At 47.7% G+C, this 24826-nt stretch carries 20 protein-coding genes and 2 riboswitches; of the genes, 1 reads left to right on the plus strand and 19 read right to left on the minus strand.

From position 1 onward, the window contains the following. Nucleotides 1-467: 467 nt before the first annotated feature. The 16 genes from ptsG to JJQ88_RS19100 form a co-directional block, all read right to left on the minus strand. Nucleotides 468-2546 carry a glucose-specific PTS transporter subunit IIBC gene (ptsG, locus tag JJQ88_RS19025; protein ID WP_210367620.1) on the minus strand — a complete coding sequence of 693 codons (2079 nt, stop codon included), beginning with the start codon at nucleotides 2544-2546 and terminating at the stop codon, nucleotides 468-470. 178 nt (nucleotides 2547-2724) lie between these two features. Then, entirely contained in the window at nucleotides 2725-3567 is an 843-nt protein-coding gene (glcT, locus tag JJQ88_RS19030) for a glucose PTS transporter transcription antiterminator GlcT (RefSeq protein WP_210367621.1), read from the minus strand. A 94-nt stretch (nucleotides 3568-3661) separates the two neighbouring features. Beyond that, on the minus strand, nucleotides 3662-3970 hold the full coding sequence (locus JJQ88_RS19035; RefSeq protein ID WP_210367622.1) for an iron-sulfur cluster biosynthesis family protein: 309 nt from the start codon (nucleotides 3968-3970) through the stop codon (nucleotides 3662-3664). Nucleotides 3971-4060: 90 nt separating this feature from the next. Then, on the minus strand, nucleotides 4061-5392 hold the full coding sequence (locus JJQ88_RS19040; protein ID WP_210367623.1) for an NCS2 family permease: 1332 nt from the start codon (nucleotides 5390-5392) through the stop codon (nucleotides 4061-4063). Between the two features lie 124 nt (nucleotides 5393-5516). After that, nucleotides 5517-5618, minus strand: a riboswitch (purine riboswitch). A 116-nt stretch (nucleotides 5619-5734) separates the two neighbouring features. Continuing rightward, nucleotides 5735-7282 carry a glutamine-hydrolyzing GMP synthase gene (guaA, locus tag JJQ88_RS19045; protein WP_210367647.1) on the minus strand — a complete coding sequence of 516 codons (1548 nt, stop codon included), beginning with the start codon at nucleotides 7280-7282 and terminating at the stop codon, nucleotides 5735-5737. 141 nt (nucleotides 7283-7423) lie between these two features. After that, nucleotides 7424-7525: riboswitch (purine riboswitch) on the minus strand. Nucleotides 7526-7556: 31 nt separating this feature from the next. Then, complete coding sequence (locus tag JJQ88_RS19050) at nucleotides 7557-9821, minus strand: transglutaminase TgpA family protein (RefSeq protein WP_210367624.1); 2265 nt, start codon at nucleotides 9819-9821, stop codon at nucleotides 7557-7559. Further along, nucleotides 9818-11035, minus strand: a complete 1218-nt coding sequence (locus JJQ88_RS19055; RefSeq protein WP_210367625.1) for a DUF58 domain-containing protein — start codon at nucleotides 11033-11035, stop codon at nucleotides 9818-9820. Before JJQ88_RS19055 ends, JJQ88_RS19050 begins: the two co-directional genes overlap by 4 nt. Before the next feature lies 1 nt (nucleotide 11036). Beyond that, entirely contained in the window at nucleotides 11037-11978 is a 942-nt protein-coding gene (locus tag JJQ88_RS19060; RefSeq protein WP_210367648.1) for an AAA family ATPase, read from the minus strand. A 1770-nt stretch (nucleotides 11979-13748) separates the two neighbouring features. Continuing rightward, nucleotides 13749-14123: a hypothetical protein gene (locus JJQ88_RS19065; RefSeq protein WP_210367626.1), complete on the minus strand. Its 375-nt coding sequence runs from the start codon at nucleotides 14121-14123 to the stop codon at nucleotides 13749-13751. 121 nt (nucleotides 14124-14244) lie between these two features. Beyond that, nucleotides 14245-15678 carry an esterase/lipase family protein gene (locus JJQ88_RS19070; RefSeq protein ID WP_210367627.1) on the minus strand — a complete coding sequence of 478 codons (1434 nt, stop codon included), beginning with the start codon at nucleotides 15676-15678 and terminating at the stop codon, nucleotides 14245-14247. Between the two features lie 203 nt (nucleotides 15679-15881). Then, nucleotides 15882-16883, minus strand: coding sequence for an ABC transporter substrate-binding protein (locus JJQ88_RS19075; protein ID WP_210367628.1), 1002 nt, complete (start codon nucleotides 16881-16883; stop codon nucleotides 15882-15884). Between the two features lie 198 nt (nucleotides 16884-17081). After that, complete coding sequence (locus JJQ88_RS19080) at nucleotides 17082-17546, minus strand: hypothetical protein (protein WP_210367629.1); 465 nt, start codon at nucleotides 17544-17546, stop codon at nucleotides 17082-17084. Between the two features lie 14 nt (nucleotides 17547-17560). Then, nucleotides 17561-17977, minus strand: coding sequence for an alpha-helical endospore appendage domain-containing protein (locus JJQ88_RS19085; protein ID WP_246861292.1), 417 nt, complete (start codon nucleotides 17975-17977; stop codon nucleotides 17561-17563). A gap of 78 nt (nucleotides 17978-18055) precedes the next feature. After that, nucleotides 18056-18232: a hypothetical protein gene (locus JJQ88_RS19090; RefSeq protein ID WP_210367630.1), complete on the minus strand. Its 177-nt coding sequence runs from the start codon at nucleotides 18230-18232 to the stop codon at nucleotides 18056-18058. A 36-nt stretch (nucleotides 18233-18268) separates the two neighbouring features. Further along, the gene (locus JJQ88_RS19095; protein ID WP_210367631.1) at nucleotides 18269-18595 is read right to left on the minus strand and encodes an alpha-helical endospore appendage domain-containing protein; all 327 of its coding nucleotides are present in this window, start codon (nucleotides 18593-18595) and stop codon (nucleotides 18269-18271) included. Between the two features lie 204 nt (nucleotides 18596-18799). After that, complete coding sequence (locus JJQ88_RS19100) at nucleotides 18800-20218, minus strand: glycosyltransferase (protein ID WP_210367632.1); 1419 nt, start codon at nucleotides 20216-20218, stop codon at nucleotides 18800-18802. A 254-nt stretch (nucleotides 20219-20472) separates the two neighbouring features. On the opposite strand from JJQ88_RS19100, the gene JJQ88_RS19105 reads away from it, so the two are divergent. Then, nucleotides 20473-21675, plus strand: coding sequence for a glycosyltransferase (locus tag JJQ88_RS19105; protein ID WP_246861294.1), 1203 nt, complete (start codon nucleotides 20473-20475; stop codon nucleotides 21673-21675). 34 nt (nucleotides 21676-21709) lie between these two features. Here JJQ88_RS19105 and JJQ88_RS21735 read toward each other — a convergent pair whose 3' ends face one another. The 3 genes from JJQ88_RS21735 to gmd all read right to left on the minus strand — a co-directional run bounded on the left by JJQ88_RS21735 (nucleotide 21710) and on the right by gmd (nucleotide 24816). Next, entirely contained in the window at nucleotides 21710-22555 is an 846-nt protein-coding gene (locus tag JJQ88_RS21735) for an alpha-helical endospore appendage domain-containing protein (protein ID WP_349237160.1), read from the minus strand. Nucleotides 22556-22931: 376 nt separating this feature from the next. Then, entirely contained in the window at nucleotides 22932-23882 is a 951-nt protein-coding gene (locus JJQ88_RS19115) for a GDP-mannose 4,6-dehydratase (RefSeq protein WP_210367633.1), read from the minus strand. Then, nucleotides 23857-24816: a GDP-mannose 4,6-dehydratase gene (gene gmd, locus JJQ88_RS19120; protein WP_210367634.1), complete on the minus strand. Its 960-nt coding sequence runs from the start codon at nucleotides 24814-24816 to the stop codon at nucleotides 23857-23859. The genes JJQ88_RS19115 and gmd overlap by 26 nt, the downstream gene beginning before the upstream one ends. Between the last annotated feature and the right edge of the window lie 10 nt (nucleotides 24817-24826).

The following is a 24826-nucleotide window of genomic DNA, read 5'->3' on the forward strand; positions in this document are numbered from 1 at the left end:
TATTGTTTGTTGACGCTTGTTTGTTTAGTTTTCAAAGAGCAACTTTCACTGTGTCGCCCGGAAGCGACTTTAATAATTTAACATGGAATGCAGTGATAAGTCAACAACTTTTTTAAAACTTTTTTAACATTAAAATGTTGTTAACCAATCGCGACTGCTTCTATATATTATCACCGCATATGTCCCGAGTCAACACCAATATTCATTACAAAAAGTGGAAATCAATATTTTTTTATCCTTCTATGTTTTACAGTCTGTTTTAATAATAAACATTGGCCAAGACTGCTCTACTTCTTAAAAACCGCTATCACATGTAGGTATGCCACAACACAGATATTCCCATGAAGATGCATCAAGATAATACATGAGTAGACACCGCTACTGAATACCGGGATCAATAAAGAACTTTCATCGATAAAGTAAAAACAGCCTCCAGAAAGCCTGGAGGCTGAAAAAATACTTTTTCTCTATTTTTCAATAGAAATGATGCCTTCCTCTTCCAATTCAACATGGCCCTGTTTTTTGATGACGACCTTTTCGTCTCCCGCTAGGTTTGTGAAGACGATTGGAGTCATTGTGGAGGCAGCATGCTCTTCGATATAGCCAAGGTCGACCGTCAATAACGGCTGCCCTTTTACAATAGTGTCGTTTTCAGCCACTAGCGTTTCAAATCCTTCTCCCTTGAGATTGACTGTATCGATTCCAACGTGGATCAGGATTTCGCGTCCAGCGTCTGACAAGATGCCGATTGCATGCTTTGTCGGGAACAAGTTGACGATTTTGCCGTTGACAGGAGAAACAATCGTGCCTTCGGAAGGAAGGATCGCGAAGCCGTCCCCCATCATCTTGCCGGAAAATACCGCGTCTGGCACCTCAGTGATCGGCTTGATTTCTCCTTTGATTGGAGATACAAAAGTTTCCTCGCGGCCCTCACTGTCATTTTGCAATGCTGTTGGATTGATCTCTTCGATTTGCTGTTCGACTTCATGTTCCTGGTCTGTTTCAATCGGACGCGGTTTTTTGCCGCTCATGATATCTTTCATTTGTCCTTTGATTGTTTCGGACCGGGGCCCGAAGATAGCCTGGATGCTATTGCCTACCTCAAGTACACCTGCAGCACCCAGCTTTTTCAAACGATCTTTATCAACATTTTTACTGTCATTGACAGAAACGCGAAGGCGCGTGATGCACGCATCCAAATGGGCGATGTTCTCCTGTCCGCCCATTGCCTCAAGGATTTCATAAGGAAGGTCTCCGGCATTTCCTTTAACTCCTGCTGTTTCCTCTTCTTCTTCTTCTGCTGCTTCCTCTCTGCCAGGTGTCATTAGGTTGAATTTTCGGATTGCAAATCGGAAACCGAAATAATAAATGACTGCAAATACCAATCCGACAGGAATAACAAGCCACGCATTTGTTTGCGGATTGATCAACCCAAACAGGATGTAGTCAATCAGCCCTCCCGAGAATGTCATCCCGATTTTCACATCAAGAAGGTGCATTGTCAGGAACGACAGACCTGCAAAGATGGTGTGGATCCCGAAAAGGACCGGCGCTACGAAAAGGAATGAGAATTCGATTGGTTCAGTGATCCCCGTCAAGAAAGATGTAAGAGCTGCGGAACCCATGATACCTGCAACCATGACTTTCCTTTCCGGTCTGGCTTCATGATAAATTGCCAATGCAGCTGCCGGAAGACCAAACATCATGAACGGGAATTTCCCTGTCATGAATGTTCCGGCTGTCAGGTTTTGGACGTTGTCTTTGATTTGCTCGAAGAAAATGCGCTGGTCACCGCGAACAAGCTGGCCCGCCTCATTTGTGTATTGTCCGAATTCGAACCAGAACGGCGAATAGAAGATGTGGTGAAGACCGAACGGAATCAACGCCCTCTCGATAACCCCGAATACGAAGGCTGAAAGCGCAAGATTCGCGTGTACCATGTTTTGTGAAAAAGCATTCAGCCCTTCCTGGATCGGCGGCCAAATAACAATCATCAGCAGACCAAGGACGACACCGCTTGCTGCTGTTATGATCGGCACAAAACGTTTGCCGGCAAAGAACCCTAAATAAGTCGGCAGTTCGATTTCAAAGAAACGGTTATACATAGCCGCTGCCAGGATACCAACGATGATCCCACCGAATACTCCTGTCTGCAGGGTAGGAATTCCAAGGACATTCGCGTATTCGAGACTTCCTTCAAGGTCTTTTGCCTCGATTCCAAGGACAGTTCCCATTGTTACGTTCATGATCAAGTAACCGATAATAGCCGCAAGGCCGGCTACACCTTCACCGCCAGCAAGCCCAATGGCTACCCCGACAGCAAACAGGAGAGCTAGATTGCCGAAAATGATTCCTCCGGCCTGCTCCATCACCGCTGCAACCATTTCCACTCCGCTGTTGTCAAGGAATGGAGCCAGTTCCAACAGGGTGGGGTTTTGCAGCGCATTACCAAAAGCAAGCAGGATTCCCGCTGCAGGCAAAATCGCAACAGGGAGCATCAGCGCCTTCCCAACCTTTTGCAAAACACCAAAAGCTTTTTTGAACATGGGTAATACCTCCTATTTTGTTTTTGCTACAAAGCAATACAAGCCATGAAAAAACAAATAAAAAAGGCATGAGTAAGAAACATTGAAATAAGCACATGGGTATCATACCCTTAATGCTCATTTTCAATTACTTCTTTACTCATGCCTGATCGAATCAGTAACACGTAAAAAAAATACCTTATTTAACTTTTTTCTGAAGCCTTTGCAAGTGCATCGTCAAATACACTGCTTCAGCATCGAATACTTGTTTTCTCAAAGACTGTTGCATCACTTTGATGAGTTTCCACGATAGATTATAGCACAGCGGGTATTCTTCTTTCAAGAGGGCAGATATTTTTTCAGGCTCTTCGACACGCTCTCCTTTGTTGACTCTTTCGATTGTAAAACGGATGTGGCGGATGAGCCTCGTATAATCGATTCCTTCTTTATCTATTTTAAAACCCAGACTATCTTCAATCATCTGGACCAGGTTTGTCACAAGCTGTGAGTGTTTATTAACCTCCGAAAGGTTCCGGTTCATCACCGCGCTGTGGATATGAAGCGCGATAAATCCTATTTCCCCTTCAGGGAGTATGATCCCTGACTTTTCTTTAATCAGTCCAACAACGTCCTCTGCAATGGCATATTCAGTTGGATACAAGGCCTTGGTTTCGACCAGGAAAGGATTCCGCAGTTCCAGTCCTTTGGCAATGCGGCTGGCTGCGAACATCAGATGGTCGGTCAGGGCAACATGGATATGCTCATTGAGCTTGCTTCCAGTTCTCGATTTTATCCATTCAATGGAGGAAATGATGGCCTCATGGAGGTCTTCCTCAACAAAAGGGAGAAGTTTGATGTAGTTTTCCTGCTCCTTCTCATCCTTTAGCACAAACATTTTCTCCGCCTGGCCATCTTCGATTGAATCTCCTGTTTTCCGATTGAACCCGATGCCCTTGCCGATCAAGATGACTTCCCCGAATCCGGGATGGCCCGCAATCAAGACATTATTGTTCAAGGCTTTCTTCACTTTGATATTCCCCATGGTGTTTCCCCGCTTCAGCTTCTTCTTACCGACTATCGTATAAAAGGAAAAATAAGAAGTCAATCTCGAACGCTTGCCAGCATGGGCTGTTCCCCTACTTCTTCAATTTAAAATGATAGCCAAACGTCTCTTCCGCTGATGATATTTTAAACCCGAGTCCTGGTTTGAAATCCAGAAAGATCTTCCCTGGCAGTGATTCAATCGATTTCTGCGGAACGAAAAAACGGATGCCGTTTGTTGCAATAACCTCATCCTCGTCCTGCTTCTGTTCCAGATGCAATTCAATATCGGTTGCGATCGAACACGTACCGACAAACTCGGCTAAAATCCTGATGCCCTCGTCTTCCCCGAAGTGTATTTTCGCTAACTCTTCCATTGCCGCTTGTCTTACTTCTATCTGCATTGGTCTTCCCCCTTTCCATTCTCCTTATCTATACCCCATTCTGTTAAAAAGAAAAAGGTTCAGCAGGCAATCCGCTGAACCCCTTTATTTTTACTCAGTTAAAAACATAAAGTATAGAAGGAAGATGACGAAGAATCCGTACATAATTGGATGGATCTCTTTCGCACGTCCTTTCACGAGCATGGTGACTGGGTAAAAGATGAACCCTGCCGCGATGCCTGTCGCAATGCTGTATGAGAGCGGCATGGCGATAATTGTCAGGAATGAGGGGACAGCGATTTCGAAACGGCTCCAGTCAATTTTGCCAAGAGAAGAAACCATCAATACACCAACGATGATCAAAGCTGGTGCTGTGACCGGCGCTGTCACGATGGACAGGACCGGGAAGAAGAACAGAGCCAGCAGGAAGAATCCTGCGGTCACAAGGGAAGCGAATCCACTTCGCGCACCGGAAGCGACCCCTGCGGACGATTCAATGTAAGAAGTTGTTGTTGAAGTACCTAAAATCGAACCAACGATGGAAGCGATGGAATCCGCGAATAGCGCGCGGCCGGCTCGTGGAAGTTTATTGTCTTTCATTAACCCAGCCTGGTTCGCGACTGCGACAAGCGTTCCAGCATTGTCAAAAAAGTCTACGAACAGGAAGGTCAGGATGATGCCCACCATTGTAGCCGTATAGAAAGAAGGGTCGCCAAACGCTGTGAAAACGGCTCCGAACGTTGGAGCAATGCTTGGAACAGCGCCCACAACCTGCTCCGGTTTTTCGATCAGGTTGAACAAGATGCCGACGATCACCGTGATGATCATTCCGAAGAAAACGGCTCCGTTAATGCCTCTTGTCATCATGATGACGGTGATCAGCAAGCCGAAGATCGCGAGCAAGGTATTGCCATTTGTCAGATCCCCTAGCCCTACAAGCGTTGCCGGGTTATCGACGATGATTCCAGCATTTTTCAAGCCGATGAATGTGATGAATAATCCGATACCGGCGCCAACCGCATGCTTCAATTCAACTGGAATGGCGTTGATGATTTTTTCACGGAGACCCGAAATCGTGAGCAGCAGGAAGAACACACCGGAAATGAACACGGCCGCAAGCGCATGCTGCCATGGAGCTCCGCTGCCAAGAACGACAGTATAGGCAAAGAACGCATTCAAACCCATGCCTGGAGCGAGTGCGATTGGATATTTGCCGATCAATCCCATGATAATCGAACCGAGCGCAGCTGCCAGGGCGGTCGCTACAAACACAGCACCATAATCCATTCGAAGCGCATCCGGAAGGTCTTTGACATCCGCGAGAGTCAGCGTAATCGGGTTGACAATTAAAATATAGGCCATTGCCAGGAACGTGGTCATGCCGCCTAAGAACTCGCGGCGATAATTTGTGCCCAGCTCCTCAAACATAAAATACTTCTTCATTTTCTTACTCCCCCTGAAAATTGTTTCAGGGAATAAAGCCAAAAAGAAAACGCCTCGGATACCGGGCGTTGACTGCAGGCAAATGAATAACGGCAGGGCAGGAATGAAGAAAAGCGAAAAACAAGCCCTGTCTTTATTCCCTCGTAGTCAAGCCATTTACGGTAGCTCGGTAGAAACTTTCGGGCCATATCCCCAAGATTATACGACGAAAATAGACAATGTATGAAGTTCGATTCTATCTTAACAGGACTTTTTACCTCTGTCAATTAAAAAAAACGAACATTTTTCATGTTCGTTTTTTAATCGTTCGGATTTTACTATAATTTCCGTTCGTTTGATTGTTTATTCCCACTCAATTGTCGCAGGTGGTTTGCTTGTAATGTCATATACGACTCTGTTTACATGGGCAACTTCATTCACGATTCTCGTTGAAATGATTTCCAGTACATCCCACGGGATCCTTGCCCAATCGGAGGTCATCCCATCGATCGAAGTGACGGCGCGGATGCCGATGGTATAGTCGTACGTCCTGGCATCGCCCATGACACCAACGCTGCGGATATTAGGAAGGACGGTAAAGTATTGCCAAATATCGCGTTCGAGTCCGGCTTTCTTGATTTCATCCCTCAAGATCGCATCTGACTCACGGACGATTTCCAGCTTCTCTTCCGAAATCTCGCCAAGGACACGGATTCCGAGACCAGGACCCGGGAATGGCTGGCGCCAGACGATTTCATCTGAAATTCCGAGTTCAGTTCCTAGTGCTCTGACTTCGTCTTTGAACAATGTATTCAATGGTTCGATGAGCTTGAATTGCATATCTTCAGGCAGGCCGCCGACATTATGGTGCGACTTGATTGTCTGCGCAGTAGCCGTCCCACTTTCGATAATATCTGTATACAGCGTTCCTTGTGCCAGGTATTCAATATCCCTTAGCTTGGCTGCTTCATCGTCGAAAACGTAAATAAATTCATTGCCAATGATCTTGCGCTTCTGCTCCGGATCGGATATACCTTCAAGTTTGCTGAGGAAGCGGTCTTTTGCATCGACTTTGATGACATTCATGTTAAAACCGTCCGCAAATGTCTTCATGACGCTGTCGGCTTCGCCTTTTCGCAGCAGTCCATGGTCGACGAAAATACAAGTTAGCTGGTCGCCGATCGCTTTATGGATCAAGACGGCAACAACAGAAGAATCGACGCCGCCGCTCAGGGCGCAAAGGACTTTCTTGTCGCCGACCTGCTGGCGGATTTTCTCGATTTCGATTTCAATGAAATTTTCCATTGACCAGTCGCCCTTGCAGCCGCACACATTGAAAACGAAGTTCTTCAAAAGGTCATTTCCATACAGGGAGTGGCGTACTTCCGGATGGAACTGGACAGCATATAGCTTGCGGCTTTCATCACTAATCGCCGCAATCGGGCAGGATGGATTGACCCCGTCAACCGAAAATCCCGGAGGGGACATTGTCACAAGGTCGCCATGGCTCATCCAGACAATCTGTTCCTCTGGCGTTCCGGTAAACAACGCATTTTGGTTATGGAGAGTAAGCAGCGCTTTTCCGTATTCGCGGTTCTTTGCTTTTTCCACTTTTCCTCCAAAATGCATTGTCATCAGCTGCATGCCATAGCAGATTCCCAGAATAGGCACACCAAGATTGAAAATTTCCTCATCACAGCGGAAAGCACCCTCATCATACACACTGTTCGGCCCGCCTGACAGGATGATTCCTTTTGGATTCATTTCCTTGAGTTCCTCAGCCGTAATCGTGTGCGGGTGAAGCTCGCTATAGACGCCAAACTCCCTGATTCTTCTCGTAATCAGCTGGTTATATTGGCTGCCGAAATCCAATACAACGATTATTTCCTGATCTTCCAGCTCTGTTTTCATTGCCACTTACGTCACCCCATCTTCTATTTAAAAAGCGCAGATTTTAACCTGGGATTCCAGGAACATCTTCCGACCATCAAAAAAAGCCGGAATCCTCCCCCCCTCAATGAAATAGGAAAGCAGAATTCCAGCTCTGTCGGAACAAAGAGAACCTGCCTTCATAGTCAAATCATTTCCGGTGATTTGGTAGATACTTTCGAACCTTATTATCGAGGATATATGAAGGATTATTCAATATAGCTTCAAGTATTGTACCAGTATAATAATTTACCGGTCAAGCACCAGCTTTTTTTATCAAAACTTCCCAACTGTCCTTGGCTTCCTCCCACATTCCTTCATTGACGGTCCCCCGATAAAGATATTCTTCATATTTAGCCGTCAGTCGCCGCATTTCCCTAGTGGAGAAGAACTGATCGACATAATTGGCATAATCCCTCAGAGTCTGTCCATCCCCGCGCCTCAGCCCATACCGATTAAGCTGGTCAAGCAAGGCAAGATAAGCTTTTTCCAGGTATTTGTCCTGTTTTCTGTATTTATAAAGAAGAATGTAGTAACCCGGCAGCCATTTAGCCCGCCATTTGAAAAGGACAGCAGCAATTACTGCCACAATCAGCAGAGTGAGAGTGATCTCTTTCCGCTTCGTTTTCAAGGAGGTGCCTGCTTTCTTGAAAACATCCGAAAAAGATGCCTTCTTTTCAGCAGTTCCCACTTCTTCCTCGAGCTGTTCAGGCTTATTCGAGGCTACGGGGGCAATGTCCTCTTTTTTTTCTTCCTCCTGCGGCGTCTTGGCCTGCTCCTTTTTCTCCGACTCGAACTGGACAGTATTCGAAAAGCCTTGAGTCGGTTCGAACGGTACCCAGCCAACCCCGGGAAAATAGGCTTCGACCCAGGAATGGGCATTATTATTCGTAATTTCATACAGCCGGCGACCGTTGTTGGTCGTCTCTTTATACTCCCCTTCGGTGTAGCCTTTTACCCATCGGGCTGGAATTCCGAGGGTCCGGAGCATCACAGTCATCGAGGTTGAAAAATTGTCGCAATACCCCCGCTTGGTCTCAAAAACAAATTGATCGACATAATCCTGGTTCTCCTCCGGCACAGCGACTTGTGTCTGATCATAGACAAATTCGTTCGACCGGAAATACGTTTCAATTGCTTTTGCTTTGTCTATCCAGTTCGTTTCTTTTTCCGAGATTTCGGCAGCTAGCCTGCCAATCCGAGCAGGAAGCCCAGTGGGAAGCTGTGTATATCGGCTAAGCATTCGGGCGTTAAGATCTTCATTGGTTTCGACCCCAGCACCTCCTGCAGCGTTAAGATCTTCATTGGTTTCGACCCCAGCACCTCCTGCAGCCTGAAGCTTTTCGATGCTGTAAATCGGGCTATCGAACGTAACCGAATACGGGCCGATCGCATCCTTCTGGCCATTAGCGACCGAAAGGATTTTCTCGGTATGCGTATTAAGACTGAACTCAAGCGAGGTAAAGGTACCCGAAGCTTCCACGCTGCTCACGCCCAGAGGGTAGACAAGATGAGGATATCCAATCTTAGGGTTGACCCTGCTTGTATGCTGCTCGGTCTTCACCTCAGGATGGAACTGAAACATTGGGACCATCTGGTTCTGCTCGAAGCGCAAAGTCGGTGATGATTCAGAATTGGTTATCCAGCCCTTTCCCGTGTATACATCCTTTGTTTCTACCCTCCAATAATGGCGGCTGTCCGCCTCGGCAGTGAAGACAAGCGTATCATCGCCAATAAATGGCCCCCCCAATTTTGAATCATCGGTTCCATACCCTACCTTCTTGGTTCCCCCGCTTCCATCGCCATTCCCAAATGATTTCAGGAAGGGAACGGGATCGGGCCAGGCCGGCTCCGCTTTTGGGGCGGCATAGCCGATTCCGACGCTGAAAAGGATCATCGCCGCCAGTGTCATCATCCATTTCCTGGCATTGGCGCTGGTCTTGTTTGTCAGCTCCCTGTCGGCAATCCGGTAAAAGGCGAGCATACCCATGACAGCAAAACCGGCGACGACCGTCCTGGCAATCGCTGCATTCGCTTCATATGGAGTGAAGGTATCCAGGACAGTGATATAAACAAGCGTCATGAAGAAAAAGACGAAAATCTGTTTCCTGTTGATCAGCCAGTATTCAATCAGGTAGGCCATCATCCAAAGCAGGATGAAAAACAACAGTGTCCGGAAGTCATTCGATAACTCTGTCCATGCTGCTCCCCAAACAAGCTTCAGGTTGATTATCGAGCTTTCAAGGAATTGTCCAATCCAGCCTGCGCTGAAAAAAGTCCCTTCATAATACATGAAGTGAATGCAATAAAGAACAAATATCACTTTTACAAAACTTGCCGGAATGACTGGCATCCTGAAGAACGACATCACCAACGATAGAAAGACGAATACAAGAAATACTTCCAGATACCCCGTCTCCGTCAACTCCTTCATCGGCCGCAGCCACTCCCACAACAGCAGGAAGCTGAACATATACAATAAAAAGAAAGCAAAATCCTTTTTGGGCCGATCCTTCGTCATCGCCTTCCCACCTCCAAGAACGCATCGGAAAAACGGCCGCTATGAAGGATTATGAGCCTGATTCCTCTCGCCTCCGCTGAAGAACGCAAATTGGTTTCCGCTTTTGTCGGCGATTCGTTCTCATTCTTGATCAGGAAAATACTGACCGATCCGTTCCGTTGATTGTAAAAAACAGCTTTATCCATGAATTCCTTAGTCAGCCTCGCCGTGATCAGGATGATTGAATGGTTTTGCTGGGCTAAAAAAGTCTCCGCCTCTAGCACCTTGTCAAAACTGACCGGACTTTCATCCGTGATTTTCGCAAGATGGTAAAGGAGTTCCCGCTGCTGAGCCTCGCCCCCGCGAATCGGGAAAGCCTTCCGCTCTGTGCTAACAGTCAGCAGCCCAACTTGTGCCCCTTTTCGCAAAATGGCACGGATCACAGAAGCGGCAAACGAAACAATGACTTCAAACCTTTGGTCCGGCGCGCAATCCATCAGGATCGAGACATCATGTGACTGGCGCTGCTCGAACTCTTTTGTCATGAAGTCATTCCGCTTGGCGGTTGCTTTCCAGTTTATCCACGAATAACGGTCGCCCGGCTGATATTCTCTGACACCGATCGCCATCGAGCTATCACGCTGGACACGCTCTTTAGAAGCTGTCATCCCCTGGTCGAAATGGTGGGCGACCGGCCGGTAGATGATTTCCTCAAAAGCCGGATAAACAAGGAGACGGTTTTCACACGGCACGACTTTCTCTTTTTCAATCAATCCCAGCGGATCACCCGTCTTCAGCCTGATTCCAGTCAGGATATGTTCGCCGCGCGGCAGGTTCTCAATCGTGTAATCAAAGCTTAGTTTCCGCCTGAAGGCAGGGAACAGCATCACCTTAGCCTTTTTCACATCGGCATTCCTGGCAAGCGACCCCCCAGTCTGCTCTTCAGCGATTGCATAAAACAGCGGAAACCGGAATTTCCTTTCCATCACGATGCTTGCCTTAAATTTTTCCCCTGCGTTGTATTCCTGTTTTGTACAGATCCTTTCAGCTTTGAAATCCTTAAAGGAATAAAAAGCGAGGCCAAGGGCATAGACCGCGAACGGCAAAAAGCTGTAAAACAAGAACCAGCTGACGAAGCCTCCCTGGAACATTGCGTATGAAAAAGCAAGGGCAATCAAAAGCAGAAGGACAGCCAGCTTCCAGATTTCCTCGAGTTTCCGGAAATATTTCTTCATGTTATGTCACATGCCTTTGCACCGGAACAGGCACTCTCGCCATCACCCTGTTGACGACATCTTCCGCTGTGATCCCTTCGAATCTTGCCTCGGATTTCAGGATGATCCGGTGGGCAAAGACATAAGGAGCAAGGTACTGGATATCGTCTGGAATGACATAATCCCTACCGTAAATGAATGCGTATGACTGGGCGGCCTTCATAAGCGCGATCGAGCCGCGAGGGCTAACACCAAGATAGACGTTCGCATCGCCCCTCGTCCTGCTGGAAAGCTCAACAATATAGCGTTTGATTGTATCATCGACGATGACTTCCTTGACCGCCTGCTGTAAAACGCGCAGTTCCTCGAGTGTGACAACAGGCTTCAGCTCTTGGATAGGGAATGTTTTTTGCGCACGGCTCAGCACTTCCATTTCTTCATGAAGCTCCGGATAGCCCATTTTCATTTTCAAAAGGAAGCGATCAAGCTGGGCTTCCGGCAGCGGATAGGTTCCTTCATAATCAATCGGGTTCTGGGTAGCCATGACAAAAAATGGCTTTTCAAGGGTATGGGTCACGCCATCGACCGTCACGCTTTGCTCCTCCATTCCCTCAAGAAGGGCGGACTGCGTCTTCGGGGAGGTCCGGTTGATTTCATCAGCAAGTATGATGTTGCCCATGATTGGCCCCGGCCTGAACTGGAACTCCATTTCCTTCGGATTATAGACCGAAACACCTGTCACATCTGACGGAAGAAGATCCGGCGTGAACTGAATCCTTCTGAACTGGGCGCTTACGGATTTCGCGAGCGCCCGTACCATCATCGTCTTCCCTACTCCAGGCACATCCTCAAGCAGGACATGGCCTCCAGAAAGCAAAGCGACCAGGCTCAATTCCGCTACATTCCGTTTCCCTGTCATGACTTTGTCGATATTGCCTAAAATCTTTTCCACAGTCGGATTCATCTGCTCACGCACGGATATTCCTCCTCTAATAAACATCAATAGTACATTTTATCTCAATTATACTTTATATTCGATATTTTCTGTAAAAATCCTGTAACATTTACACTGAATTTCATTGCTGAATGGGTATGGAGAAGCGTAGAAAAATGAATTGGCAGTGCGGGGTTTACCAGGAGGAAGGATCGACTGGCTGGATCCTTCGGTATTACAGGAGAGCTGCTCCATCAATATCGCTGCTTTGATTTGGGCACGATCCCCGAACACTTTCGGGGTCCCTTTTTGCTTTACTGCGAACCCGTTTGGGATCGAGAGACGCCTTTGCGGTACCTTTTCACCCTCCCGGCAGACCATTTGGGATCGAGAAGACATCTTGCGGTATCTTTTAGCTCTCACGAGGACTCGTTTGGGCACGAGAGACGCCTTTGCGGTACCTTTTCACCCTCCCGGCAGCCCATTTGGGATTTAGAAGACATCTTGCGGTACCTTTCGGCTCTCATGGGAACCTGTTTGGGATCGAGAGCCGCCTTTGCGGTACCTTTTCACCCTCTCCGCAGCCCATTTGGGATCGAGACGACCTCTTGCGATACCTTTCGGCTCTCACGAGGACTCGTTTGGGCACGAGAGACGTCTTTGCGGTACCTTTTCCACCTCTCCGCAGCCCATTTGGGATCGAGAACACCTCTTGCGGTACCTTTCGGCTTTCACGAGAACTCGTTTGGGCACGAGAGACGTCTTTGCGGTACCTTTTCCCCCTCTCCGCAGCCCATTTGGGATCGAGAACACCTCTTGCGATACCTTTCGGCTCTCATGGGAACCCACTTGGGATCGAGAGACGTCTTTGCGGTACCTTTTCCCCCTCCCGGCAGCCCATTTGGGATCGAGAAGACATCTTGCGGTACCTTTCGGCTCTCACGAGAACTCGTTTGGGCACGAGAGCCGCCTTTGCGGTACCTTTTTCCCCTCCCGGCAGACCGTTTGGGATCGAGAAGACCCCTTGCGGTACCTTTCGGCTTTCACGAGAACCCGTTTGGGGACGAGAGACGTCTTTGCGGTACCTTTTCCTCCTCCCGGCAGCCCATTTGGGATCGAGAAGACCTCTTGCGGTACCTTTCTGCTCTCTCGGGAACCTGTTTGGGATCGAGAGCCGCCTTTGCGGTACCTTTTCCCCCTCCCGGCAGACCGTTTGGGATCGAGACGACCCCTTGCGGTACCTTTCGGCTTTCACGAGAACTCGTTTGGGGACGAGAGACGTCTTTGCGGTACCTTTTCCCCCTCCCGGCAGCCCATTTGGGATCGAGAAGACATCTTGCGGTACCTTTCGGCTTTCACGAGAACTCGTTTGGGATCGAGAGCCGCCTTTGCGGTACCTTTTCCACCTCCCGGCAGACCGTTTGGGATCGAGAAGACCCCTTGCGTTACCTTTTCCACCTCTCGGCAGACCGTTTGGGATCGGGAAGACCTCTTGCGGTACCTTTGGGCTCGAGACGAACCCCGTTTAGGCACGAGCCCCCCACCTTTCGTCCCCACTTCACCTCGACGAACCCCGTTTGGGCCGCGATCCGCTCCTGGGGATTCCCCCTTACCCCAAGACAGGGCACCATTTTGGACGCAATCTGGCCCTGTTTGTCCCTCTATCATCTGACGAACTCCACTTTGGGCAGTGTCCCTGCCCCCGCTGTCGGGTCACACTTTTATAAACAATCCGTTGCATCAGTTCTCGGAAATTAGCTAAAGGCAAAAAAAAAACGGCGGCCTTTCGGCAGCCGTCCTTCATACTTTCTCTTTTGCAACCGAGCCCATTCCTTCAAGAATGATTCTCGCGTCTGTATTCAGATAGGCTTCAATGTCGTTCCTTAAAAACACCTGTGGATGGTCTCCGACGATAACCTTCAAACCTCTTAAATCAAAATTGGCGGCATAACTGTTGACGGATTGGATGACTGCCATTTCTTTTCTTGTCAGCGGCTCCTGCCCCGCATCCCTCTGGTTTGTCAAAAACTCCAGCAAATCTCTGGCGTTTCTCTTCAAATGGCTTTTATTTTCGCCAAGGACGTCCAGATTCTCCTCCATATATAACCTGGCAGTTGCAAAATCAAGCTTTTCGACACTGTCATTGATTTTACAAATAATATCCAATATGTGCATCGCTGCTTCTCCTCCTGATGAGCTTCATTGCTTACTTTGTATATCGGACGGAAAAGCATCTGCTCCATCTCTTTCAGGAAAATAAGTCGAAAGGACTTGTCAGTTTCGCAACTCCAGCCACTTACCGATGGATTTTCCCGGAACGGTCCACATAAATGGATTCCACCAAAGTCCGTTCGAACGGTTTGCCTTCAGAGCCCCTGCCTGTCACTTCTGTCGTCAGGTTGTAAACGCCAGGCTCGCTAAAATCCCCATTCTTCACTTTGCCGGCTTTCGTGCCTTTGCGTATTTCCTTAAGTTTTTTCTTGGAATCTAAGCCAAAATGGACCCACTTTGTTTTATAAGCTGCTTTCAAGCTGCCATTCTTCAATTTGGCCCCAAGCGGGCTATCGATGGCAACTGTGTAGAAATAAACGGCTGCCGGGCCAGTGACTGTCCATGTCCCGGCTTTCGCAGCTTCGACCTCAAATTGGTGGACCCATGCTCCTTTGAAAAATCCGCCGCGGTCCTGATGGATTTCCACAGCTTCATATTCTTCGCCCCCTGGCCCTTCCAGCTTAAGGCCGTCCAGACGCTGCTCGCTCAGGAATGCCAGCCTGAAGCTTTTGGCAGCTTCTTCGATCACAAAGCTGTCTTTGACCGCTACATCGGCCTTGCCGCCTTTGACGATCTGGTTTATGCCCGGAGACTCCCCATCAGCTGCGGTGTATGCCACTGCCTGCTGTCCTGCACCCGTAAACGGCTTGAACACCTGGAATGTGTATGAACCTTCACGGATGGTCGTATGGTTCCACTTTCCTTCCTGGACGATCGTCCCGCCTGGAACCCGGGAACTGGCGACTGTTACGACTCCATCATTCGGTCCATAGCTGCTCAGGTACAATCCGCCCCAATACAAAGCACTGCCAAATATGCCCCATTTCGTCCCACCGAGGGTGTAATATTTGTTCCTCACAACGTTCTCGTGGGGATCGGTGATGGTCCTGTAGTAAGTCATATATCCAGTCTGGAGGGAGCGGGTCGCGTCATTCTGGGAACCCAGCAATGCTGCGAGCCAGCCGGCCGAGCTGCTATAAGCCAGGTCTGAAAGCTGTGTGCCATGGTGAGGGGTAGACAAGGTGATGACATTCGAAACGTAAGCATGCGCACCGTAGTGGACCAACGCTGTCTGCGTGTCAACGCCGCCTTTGCTGTAGGCGACAACGACCAGCTTTTTCCCGCCAAAAAAATCATAGATTGTCTTCAGCTTTTGCGATAAAAGCAGGCCGTTTTCCCACATATCCCTATCCGGATGGAGATCGATGAACGCAGTCTGGTATCCTTCCGCCAGAGCTGTTTCATACATATCATTGCCTTCCCACCAGACGGATGCAGAGTTATTGTAGCCATGGACAAAGACGAGCGGCGATTTTGCCGGGTCGATCCACGCCGGCGAAGCGCCGGTATACCATGTTCCCGGAACCCCTCCTGAACCACCGCCAAGGTCGCCTGCACATACTGCAACCGGCACCAACAACATCCAGACAAGCGCAAAAACCGTTAGTCGCTTTCGCAAATTGTTCCCTCCCCTATCGTTCTATCAATAGTAAGGATATTAACTGCCTCCCGCAATAAGAAGAAGAATCGGTTTATTTTTTTCTTGCGGGGATCATTCTGAGTGGAAACCGCATTTCCCAGCGAACAGCAGGTTTCTTTCACAGCTGCCTGCCGGCTGCGGCATGTCCTGTTCACTTGGGCGGCTGGCTGATTATGTTCCTCTTACTCTCCTACAATTTTAGCATCCTTCAGCATTTCTTCAGTCAGTGTGATGCCTTCCTCCTCAGCTGCTTTCTTATTGACGATCAACTCAAGCTTTTCCGGGTACCCGACTGGAAGCTCTCCCGGGTTTTTCCCGTTCAGGATTTCCACCGCCATTTTCCCGGTTGTGTAGCCAAGGTCATGATAGTCGAATCCATAGGAAGCAAAGGTACCCCGTTTGACCGAATCCCCTTCGCCGACGAATGTCGGGATATCCTTGTCATTGGCCACGTTGATGACCGATTCAAGGGCGGCGACGACGGTATTGTCCTTCGGGATGTACAGGACATCCACGCGTCCTACCATGGATTCTGCCGCCTGCTTCACCTCGGAACTGGACGAAATCGTCGTTTCAACAGACTGGAGCCCGGCTTCTTCAATTGCCTTCTTTGCGTTTTTGACATTCACGACCGAATTCGGCTCGCCATTGTTATAAATGATGCCAACCTTTTTTGCCTCAGGAATGAATGTCTTGATGGCAGCAATGGTTTTCTTGATGGCATCTGGGTGTGTATCCGATGTCCCGGTAGCATTCCCTCCTGGTTTTTCCATGCTTTGGACAAGTTCCGCGCCGACAGGGTCGGTAATGGCGGTGAACAGGATGGGAATCTCCTTGGTCGCCTGGACTGCCGCCTGGGCGCTAGGCGTGGCAATCGCGAGAATCAAATCATTGTTCTCCGAAACAAGCTTTTGGGCAATCGACATATTGGTGTTCATGTCGCCCTGGGCATTCTGGTAATCTAGCTTAAGATTCTTTCCCTCCTCATAACCTGCGTCCTTCAAGGCCGCAATGAAGCCTTCCCTTGCTGCGTCCAGCGACGGGTGTTCAACAATTTGCGTGATCCCAATCTTGACCGGCTTCTTTTTTTCCTTGCCGTCCGCATCCGCTTCCTGGCTTCCTCCACTACAGGCTGTAAGCAGCAACAACATTCCAAGCAACCATAACGACAGACTCTTCTTCATTCTTTTTCCCCCTGTGTTTGAATTGATTATGTACACACCTGATGATTATTTTTAAATTATTTATAATATTCTGATATTATCATGTTTACTATTATGAAAACAATAGCAAACTCTTTCAATCAACCTTTTCCCCAACTAAAAAATGACCTGTGCAAGAGGTCATTTATAGGAAGGGGGGGGCAGTTCGGCCAGAAAGAATCAGGAAAGCCAAACAGTTTCCGGGTCATTTTCATGTTTTATATACAAATCAATCAATTTCTGCTGTTCTTTCATGGCTCGGAATAACTGGTTCAAGTCCTCTTTCATTTCATATCTTGCAGGGTCCGAGAGGAAACATTGCTGCGAGATGCTGTACAGTTTATTGACTGTTTCTTCAAACAGGCCACTATCATATTCTTTATAGTCGAGAAGGAGAGCATACAATTTAGACGGGTTACTGTATTCCGAAAGCATCGAGATTTTCCTGAATTGCAGCTTTTCCAATTCGCATAATTGTTTCAAGAAGATAGGAATCGTTTTTCCTAGAGACTCCTCGTGTCCAGCCTCCCATTCACACTCAAGAAGGATGCAGTTGTTTTTGACATAGTCCAGCAAGGCTTTTTTAAAAATGAAAGAATTGCTTAACAATTGGTTTGTTAACTCTTCCGGAGTCTGCCACTTCATAGTGATCCTCCATATCAGCCATCATGCTTTTTCTTTTTGTGGCCCGGGCAGCGGCACTGGCATTGCGGGACACAGCATATCAGGCATGGAATACAGCCGCACTTGCACTTCGGCGGGTGTGGTTTTGGATGGCAATCTGACGTTTCAAAAAATTCCATGACATTGTCCAGTTTTTTCAACAAAAGCCATTCCTTCATGACAATCGTTTCAAGCAGACGGTTTACCCCTTTATTGAATTTGATGATTTCCTTGCTTGAAGGATTTGTCGGGAAGTCGAGACATTCCCCAACAAAAGCCTGGATCTTTTCCGCTTCAGCATTCATGATGTGGGAGAGCGCGATTTCCTCCAGGGCAATCGATTCAAGCAGATCAATCGATACCTCTTTTAGATTGGGCCTATGGGGTTCAGGCGGTATCGTGGGCATACTCATATTAGGTCCCCCTTAAGTGAATTACTCTGTTATAAGTTATGGAAAAGGATGCCCTTTTGTGTCAAATGCCCGAGCCCTTTATCCGCCTAAAAGAGTTGTCGTGGCAGAATATGGAAAAGTATTATCGCAAACACTTAGCAGCAGTTTCCAGTCTTCCTCAATGTACAACCACCTGCTTTGCTTGTCCCGCTGCTTAATAAACCGTTTGCTGCCTTCATCCAAAACGGCAATCGTATAGAAAATGCCATATCGCAAAGAACCCCCCAGTCAATAGATACTGAGGGGAATTTTTTACGTTAGGGGTGAAATTGAAATCAAGTCCAGGATATTTTCAAACTTGAATTCAAGCAGCATTTCTTTTTTGATGACATCACGGAGTGTTCTTTGTACGCTATTATTGGCATCAAGAAGATCTCCTACCGATACCTCTGCTGGTGAAAGCGCAACAGTAGTACCTTCCAGCGTTCCAAGAATGAATTGCAGTTTCTCTGCCTCAGCGTTCATGATATGGGCAAGGGAGAGTTCCTCAAGAGCAATGGATGCCAGTAACAATGGCACCGTCTGGCCCACAGTCAATGAAATGGTAGGTGTGATATTAGGGATTGTTGGAAAAGACACATTCATTTCTCCTTTCTATCTATTTTTTCATTAAAGTCTTCAACTCCCATACAAAGGAGGCCAAAGCTTTAATCCTTACATTCTATTCAGGAAAACTTTGATGGCCCCAGCGTTTGCCTTATTTTTCCGCGGATTTTTCCGAGGAAGGCGCCTATCCTGAGCTTTTTTATATGTGAACCTCTTAATTTAATTTTAGTTTGATTTTCATTCAACGATACTCTTCATCTTGGAAAAACAAATACCGACCATCCTCCAGATTTCATCCTGGAATTCCTTGTCCTGCTTCCCCATGTTCTGTGCAATGCTTGCCAACTGTCCGATCGCTTTTTGATAAAGCTTCTTTTCCATATAGATGATTGCACTGTTGTACCTTGCCATGATCGTATCCGGGTAGACGGCGAGGATGTTCTGGAATACGCCTAATGCCTCCTCGCTCCGGTTTCCTGAATGCAATTCATTCGCACGCTTCAGTTCTGTTTCGATGATTGCCTTATCGGACAAAACGGGACCTTTCCTCCTAGAAACTAAGTGTTCAATTCTTCCTGAAATACGCTCGGAGGATTTTTCCCATGTGAAGGAGGCTCGGATATGTTCGCTCGCTTTTTTGCCCTTTTCCCTGGCCAGGGTTCGATTTCCGAAAACGGTACGCATTGTTTTCTGCAAATCCTCCGGCTTAATCGATAGCCACCATGGGTGGTCTATGGTCTCAAGATTCCCGATTCTTTTTTCAGCTATGGCCACCTCTGTCGATGGGATGAAGAATGCCGTTTCCTCGCTGCAAAAATCCTGGCTGGACCCTTTATCCGGAACAATTGCCGGTAGCCCGCAAGCCATCGCTTCAGCAATCGGCAAGCCAAAACCCTCTCCCCTGTATGGATGGACCAGGCAATCGCATCCCTTATACAGCCCTGCCAATTCTTCTCCCGATAGCTGCGCATCGATGTACTTGATCCGTGGATTTGTTGGTTCCGACATCGCTTCGAGAATCATCTTCTCCAAAGTGATTCCTTTGTAAAAGGATTTTGTGCCTGTATCTTTTATGATTAAACACACATCTTCCTCTGCAGTGAATTCATTCAAATAGGCCCGTAATAGAATATCAATTCCTTTTCGGCCGATTGTTCCCCCTACAAAGAGGAACTTGAACGAGGAAGGGGCCTCAAAGGCGCGGGGTTCTGCATCTTGGTGGAATACATGCCCATCCACACCTAGGGGGATGACATGCACCTTGCTTTCAGGTATCCCCGATCGGACATAACTCTCTTTGTTCCAGGAACTGTAGACCCAAATTTCATCCATCCAATACTTCATTGGAATATACCAATCCCTCGGTATTGCGCCGAACTCCCATGGCTGCATGCAAATTGAAAGCCCGGTTTTTGGTCTGGAAAAATCAGGAGGCCATTGGTGGGATATCGTCACATCCGGTTCGGCAAAAGGCTTGAATGACCCTGTCCTGTCCTTCAGATAGGATTCAAGGAGCTTTTCTTTCTCAGGTATCTCTTTCCTCAGTATGATGTTTTGTTTTTGCAGATGCCGGCAAATATTTCGATTTACAATCGCTAGGCTATGTTCCTCCAGCTGGGAACCTCTCCAATTGACTTTTACGGTTTTCGTTTCCACTGGAATCCCCCTGACGAGCAAGTGTATTTTTCCTTCAATCATTATATTGCTTTGAACTGGATATCGTTCCGGCCAATTCCATTTAGCAAAAACATGCCGGAACGACTTCCTCCATCAGGATTTGCCTCAATGCCAGGAAAGCCGGCTCCATCTCCTTCCTTGAAAAAATCGCCAAATGCCCTGTTCACTCACTCTTTCCATTATCAAAACATATGATAGGAAATGACGATTTCTTGTAATAGGGAGGAAAAAGGATGGATAGACGCTTGTCTCTCTGTATGATTGTGAAAGATGAAGAAGAATTTATAGGGGACTGCCTGGAAAGTGTAAAGGATTTCGTGGATGAAATGATCATTGTCGATACTGGATCAACGGATAAAACGGTTGAAATTTGCGAGTCTTTTGGCGCCCGGGTCCTCCATTTCCCATGGAATGGGAGCTTTGCGGATGCCCGGAACCATGGATTGGAACAAGCTGCAGGCGACTGGATCCTATGGCTTGATGCGGATGAAAAAGTGGATGCCAGCGACGCGGAAAAGCTGCGGGAGGTACTTGGGGATGACGACCTCCTTCTGTCCGTCCATTTAATCAACTACTATGGTGAGGAACCTGACCCGGACAAGACATTTGATATTGCCCATACCCGCCTTTTCCGCAATAACAAAGGATTCAAATTCAAGAATAGGATCCATGAAATGCTTAATGCCGATGAAATTTTTGAGAAATATAACAAGACGGCCGCTATTAAAACCGTTCCCATAAAGGTGCACCATTACGGGTACCTGAACCCTGTCAATGAGAAAAAGAAAAAATCCGAACGGAACATCAGCATGCTGAAGCAAGAGCTTAAGCAAAATGACTATAGTCCGTGGACCGAATACCATATCGCCTCTGAATATTACCGCTTGAATAAATACCAGGAGGCATTCGAGTATGTCAACCACTCCATCATGGGCTTCCTGCTGCAGTTAAAAACGCCGCCCTCCCTTTTGTACCGCTTAAAGTATTCCATTCTGATCCGCTCAGGCAGCTTTGAGGGGGCCTGGCCTGGTATCGACAAGGCTGTAACGCTTTATCCCGATTATGTTGACTTGCATTTTTACAAAGGTTTGATCCTGTTTGTCAGGGAATCGTTCACAGAAGCCATAGAGGTGTTCGACCATTGCCTGGAACTGGGAGAGGAGAACCTGCAGCATCTTACGCTGAAGGGCGTCGGCAGTTTCCAGCCCCTCTATTATAAAGGCTGCTGCCTTGAGAAGGTAGGAAAAGTCGACGAAGCGGCCAAGTGCTATGCCGAGGCTGCAAGCCTGTCGCCAACCTTTCAATCCCCAGTGGAAGCCTTGCAGAAACTAATGGAAAAACATAAAGAGGTCTTTGCTGCATTGCCAGAGGGTCATGGGGATCGGAAATTAATAGAGGGCATTCTATCCAAGAACGTGGATAAAAATAGCCATTAAAAAGCAAGGTGGTGACCACCTTGCTTTTCTACAACTAATCTGGACATGGCGGCGGCGCTTGCCCGCCACATGGGAATACTTGGACATTGGGCTGGCCGGGTCCCTGGTCAACCGGGGTAAAGAATGTTTCGCCGTCGATTGTCAGGATGATGACATCATCTGCCTGCCCGATCCCTTCGATTAGTACAAGCGTAAATGTCGCAGGCTGGCCATTTTTCAATCCTGTTCCTGTCAACGTCATCCGGAGCCTTCCGTCTGGCAGGGTGCAGCAAGTTGCCAGGGCTCCATCAGTCAAGGTATAGGCAGTGACGATAAATTTGAACCCTGGAATAGCAGGATTGAGCGGCGCAAAGACGAAATCAAAGAGATTGGTTTTATCAGGCTGACAGCTGCCGCTGCCGCAAATTTCAATCGCTCCTTGTGAGCTTATATTTGTGATCCTTCCGGTTCCCGGACCAGATGCAGAACTGATAAAAATGGTTGGCTGCGTAGAAGGTGTGCTGAATCTCGCTCCGCATTCACAGAATGCTTCCGGCGGGATTGGCGGGGTTGGCGGGGTTGGCGGGATGATTGTTCCTATCAAGTCCAAGATGTTTTCAAATTTGAACTCCAGCAGCATTTCCTTTTTGATCACGTCGCCGAGTGTCCGTTGAATATCCGCGTCGACGTCAAGAAGCTCCTGCAAGGATACGGTTGACGGCGTAAGCGTTGTCGAGCCCGGGAGTGTTCCCAAGATAAGCTGCAGCTTTTCTGCCTCCGCATTCATGATATGGGCCAAGGCCAACTCTTCAAATGCGATGCTTGATAATAGCAGCGGGATAGTCTGTGCGGTCGTGATTGAAATGGTTGGAGTGATGTTAGGGATCCTTGGAAAAGACAAAGTAATTGCCTCCTTTCATACTCTAATCCTTATAAGTTATGAAAAGGGGGCCAATGCAGGTACGTCATTTGTCCCAAATATACAGCCCCTTTTTTCATTGCTTGAAAAAAGAAGGCAATCCGGCAAAAAAAGTCGTTGCTTTTTAAGTATGGGTTGATTGCGGGGCATTTTGAGAATAACAAAAAGTGAATTATCTTGTTTGGATGTCATGGGCAAAAAGCTAGTTAAATGTGTTTTCAACAGTTCTGAAAAAACATCCTTCCATAAATATCGGAATTCATTTCCTGTTGCGATGAAAAAGCTTAGCCCTTTCATCTGCCCGCTAGAAGACCCGAAAAGAAAAAAGGCCGCTGTAATCCTTGGATGAAAAGCAAATTTATAATGCCTTCAAGCAATGATGATATATATCCCTTAATGTATCTTCCAATTTCTTTTTAGGCTTCCATCCGGTCAGGATCATCAATTTTTCCGGATTGCCTACCAATCTAGGAACATCTGCCACCCTCAACCTGGCAGGATCGACTTCATATTCGATTTTCTTATCCGAAAAGTTGCTTAAAATCTCCAGTATCTCCTCGATATAGACGCCTTTTCCTGTGCATACATTATAGATTTCCCCTGCTGTCCCTGAGCAGGCGAGAAGATAATACGCCTCGGCGATATCCCTGACATCGGTAAAGTCCCTTGCCACTTTCAGATTGCCGACCCGCATTGCGGCAGTTTTTGTTTTCCCTTTATTGATGAGAGCGATCTGATAAGCGAAATCCGTCGTGACAAAGCCTTGCCTTTGGCCGGGCCCGATATGGTTGAACGGCCTTGCATGCGTGATATCCAATCCATATGATTCATGGTACAGCTTCGCAAGCATGCTTACGGCAGACTTGCTGATCCCGTAAGGGCTGGACGGGTCCAAACGCATTTCCTCACTGACTTTGTCCAGCTCCGGGGGGATCTTCCCGTACTCCTCCGATGATCCTATCGTTACCACTTTTATCCCGCGATTTGTTTTCCTGACGGCTTCCAGTAAATGAATCGTCCCCATCACATTTGCCTCGATGAAGTCCGTTTTACGCTCCCAGGAATCTTTCACACTGCTTAATCCGGCAAGATGGAAGATATGCGTCGGTTCAAGTTTGTTCATTAACTCCGCTATTTCTGTTTCGGATTGGAAATCCACCCTGAAAATATGATTCTCGCTCCTGTTCGCTCTGGAAGTTCCATAGACTTCAGCTTTATCCTTTAAAAACCGTTCTAAATGCCTGCCAACAAATCCTGTGATTCCCGTAATGAGCGCCTTCATGTTAGTTCCTGTATTTTTCCAGGTCATGATCGACCATCATTTTCACCAGCTCTTCAAAAGAAACCTCCGGCTCCCAGCCCAACACTTTCTTCGCCTTCTCCGGATTACCCAGCAGCAAATCGACTTCCGCCGGCCTCATGAATGCCTGATCCTGGATGACATAGTCCTCCCACTTCAGGCCTGCATGGTCAAAGGCGATTTGGACCAGCTTCCTTACTGTTTGGGTTTTCCCGGTCGCAACAACGTAATCATCAGGCTTCTTTTGCTGCAGCATCAGCCACATTGCTTTTACATAATCGCCCGCAAACCCCCAGTCCCGTTTTGCGTCAAGATTGCCAAGCCTCAGCTCCTTTTGCAGGCCGAGCTTGATTTTCACGACGCCATCGGTCACCTTCCTGGTGACAAATTGTATCCCCCTGCGCGGTGATTCATGGTTGAACAGGATGCCGGAGCACGCAAATAGATCATAGCTTTCCCGATAATTCACTGTCATCCAATGGCCGTACACCTTGGCAACGCCATAAGGACTCCTCGGATAGAACGGCGTCGTCTCGGTTTGCGGGATTTCCGCGACCTTCCCGAACATCTCGGAGCTGGAAGCCTGGTAAAAACGCGCATCCGGCTTCGCCTGTTTCACTGCCTCAAGCATATTCAGGACGCCAAGGCCGGTAACCTCCGAGGTGTACACGGGCTGCGGCCATGAATCAGCAACAAAGGATTGCGCGCCAAGGTTATACACTTCGTCCGGCTTTGCGACCTTCACTGCTTGGATCAATGAAGACAGATCGGATAAATCTCCTGATATGAATTCAATTTCATTTTCAATATGTTTAATATTTTCATGGTTTTCCGTTGAGGTCCTCCTTTTCAAACCGTAGACCTTATATCCTTTTTCAAGAAGAAGTTCAGCCAAATACGAGCCGTCCTGGCCGGTGATGCCTGTTATAAGCGTCCTTTTCATGATGTCCCTC

Source organism: Bacillus sp. REN3 (assembly GCF_017912555.1).
Classification (GTDB): domain Bacteria; phylum Bacillota; class Bacilli; order Bacillales; family Cytobacillaceae; genus Mesobacillus.

Coding starts and splice junctions, on each gene's coding strand:
- ptsG (WP_210367620.1), bottom strand. CDS start 2,546: ATGTTCAAAAAAGCTTTTGGTGTTTTGCAAAAGGTTGGGAAGGCGCTG.
- JJQ88_RS19085 (WP_246861292.1), bottom strand. CDS start 17,977: ATGAGTATGCCCACGATACCGCCTGAACCCCATAGGCCCAATCTAAAA.
- JJQ88_RS19050 (WP_210367624.1), bottom strand. CDS start 9,821: ATGACGAAGGATCGGCCCAAAAAGGATTTTGCTTTCTTTTTATTGTAT.
- JJQ88_RS19060 (WP_210367648.1), bottom strand. CDS start 11,978: ATGAATCCGACTGTGGAAAAGATTTTAGGCAATATCGACAAAGTCATG.
- JJQ88_RS19105 (WP_246861294.1), top strand. CDS start 20,473: ATGGATAGACGCTTGTCTCTCTGTATGATTGTGAAAGATGAAGAAGAA.
- guaA (WP_210367647.1), bottom strand. CDS start 7,282: ATGAAAACAGAGCTGGAAGATCAGGAAATAATCGTTGTATTGGATTTC.
- JJQ88_RS19055 (WP_210367625.1), bottom strand. CDS start 11,035: ATGAAGAAATATTTCCGGAAACTCGAGGAAATCTGGAAGCTGGCTGTC.
- gmd (WP_210367634.1), bottom strand. CDS start 24,816: ATGAAAAGGACGCTTATAACAGGCATCACCGGCCAGGACGGCTCGTAT.
- JJQ88_RS19075 (WP_210367628.1), bottom strand. CDS start 16,883: ATGAAGAAGAGTCTGTCGTTATGGTTGCTTGGAATGTTGTTGCTGCTT.
- JJQ88_RS19035 (WP_210367622.1), bottom strand. CDS start 3,970: ATGCAGATAGAAGTAAGACAAGCGGCAATGGAAGAGTTAGCGAAAATA.
- JJQ88_RS19080 (WP_210367629.1), bottom strand. CDS start 17,546: ATGAAGTGGCAGACTCCGGAAGAGTTAACAAACCAATTGTTAAGCAAT.
- JJQ88_RS19115 (WP_210367633.1), bottom strand. CDS start 23,882: ATGACCTGGAAAAATACAGGAACTAACATGAAGGCGCTCATTACGGGA.
- JJQ88_RS19040 (WP_210367623.1), bottom strand. CDS start 5,392: ATGAAGAAGTATTTTATGTTTGAGGAGCTGGGCACAAATTATCGCCGC.
- glcT (WP_210367621.1), bottom strand. CDS start 3,567: ATGGGGAATATCAAAGTGAAGAAAGCCTTGAACAATAATGTCTTGATT.
- JJQ88_RS19065 (WP_210367626.1), bottom strand. CDS start 14,123: ATGCACATATTGGATATTATTTGTAAAATCAATGACAGTGTCGAAAAG.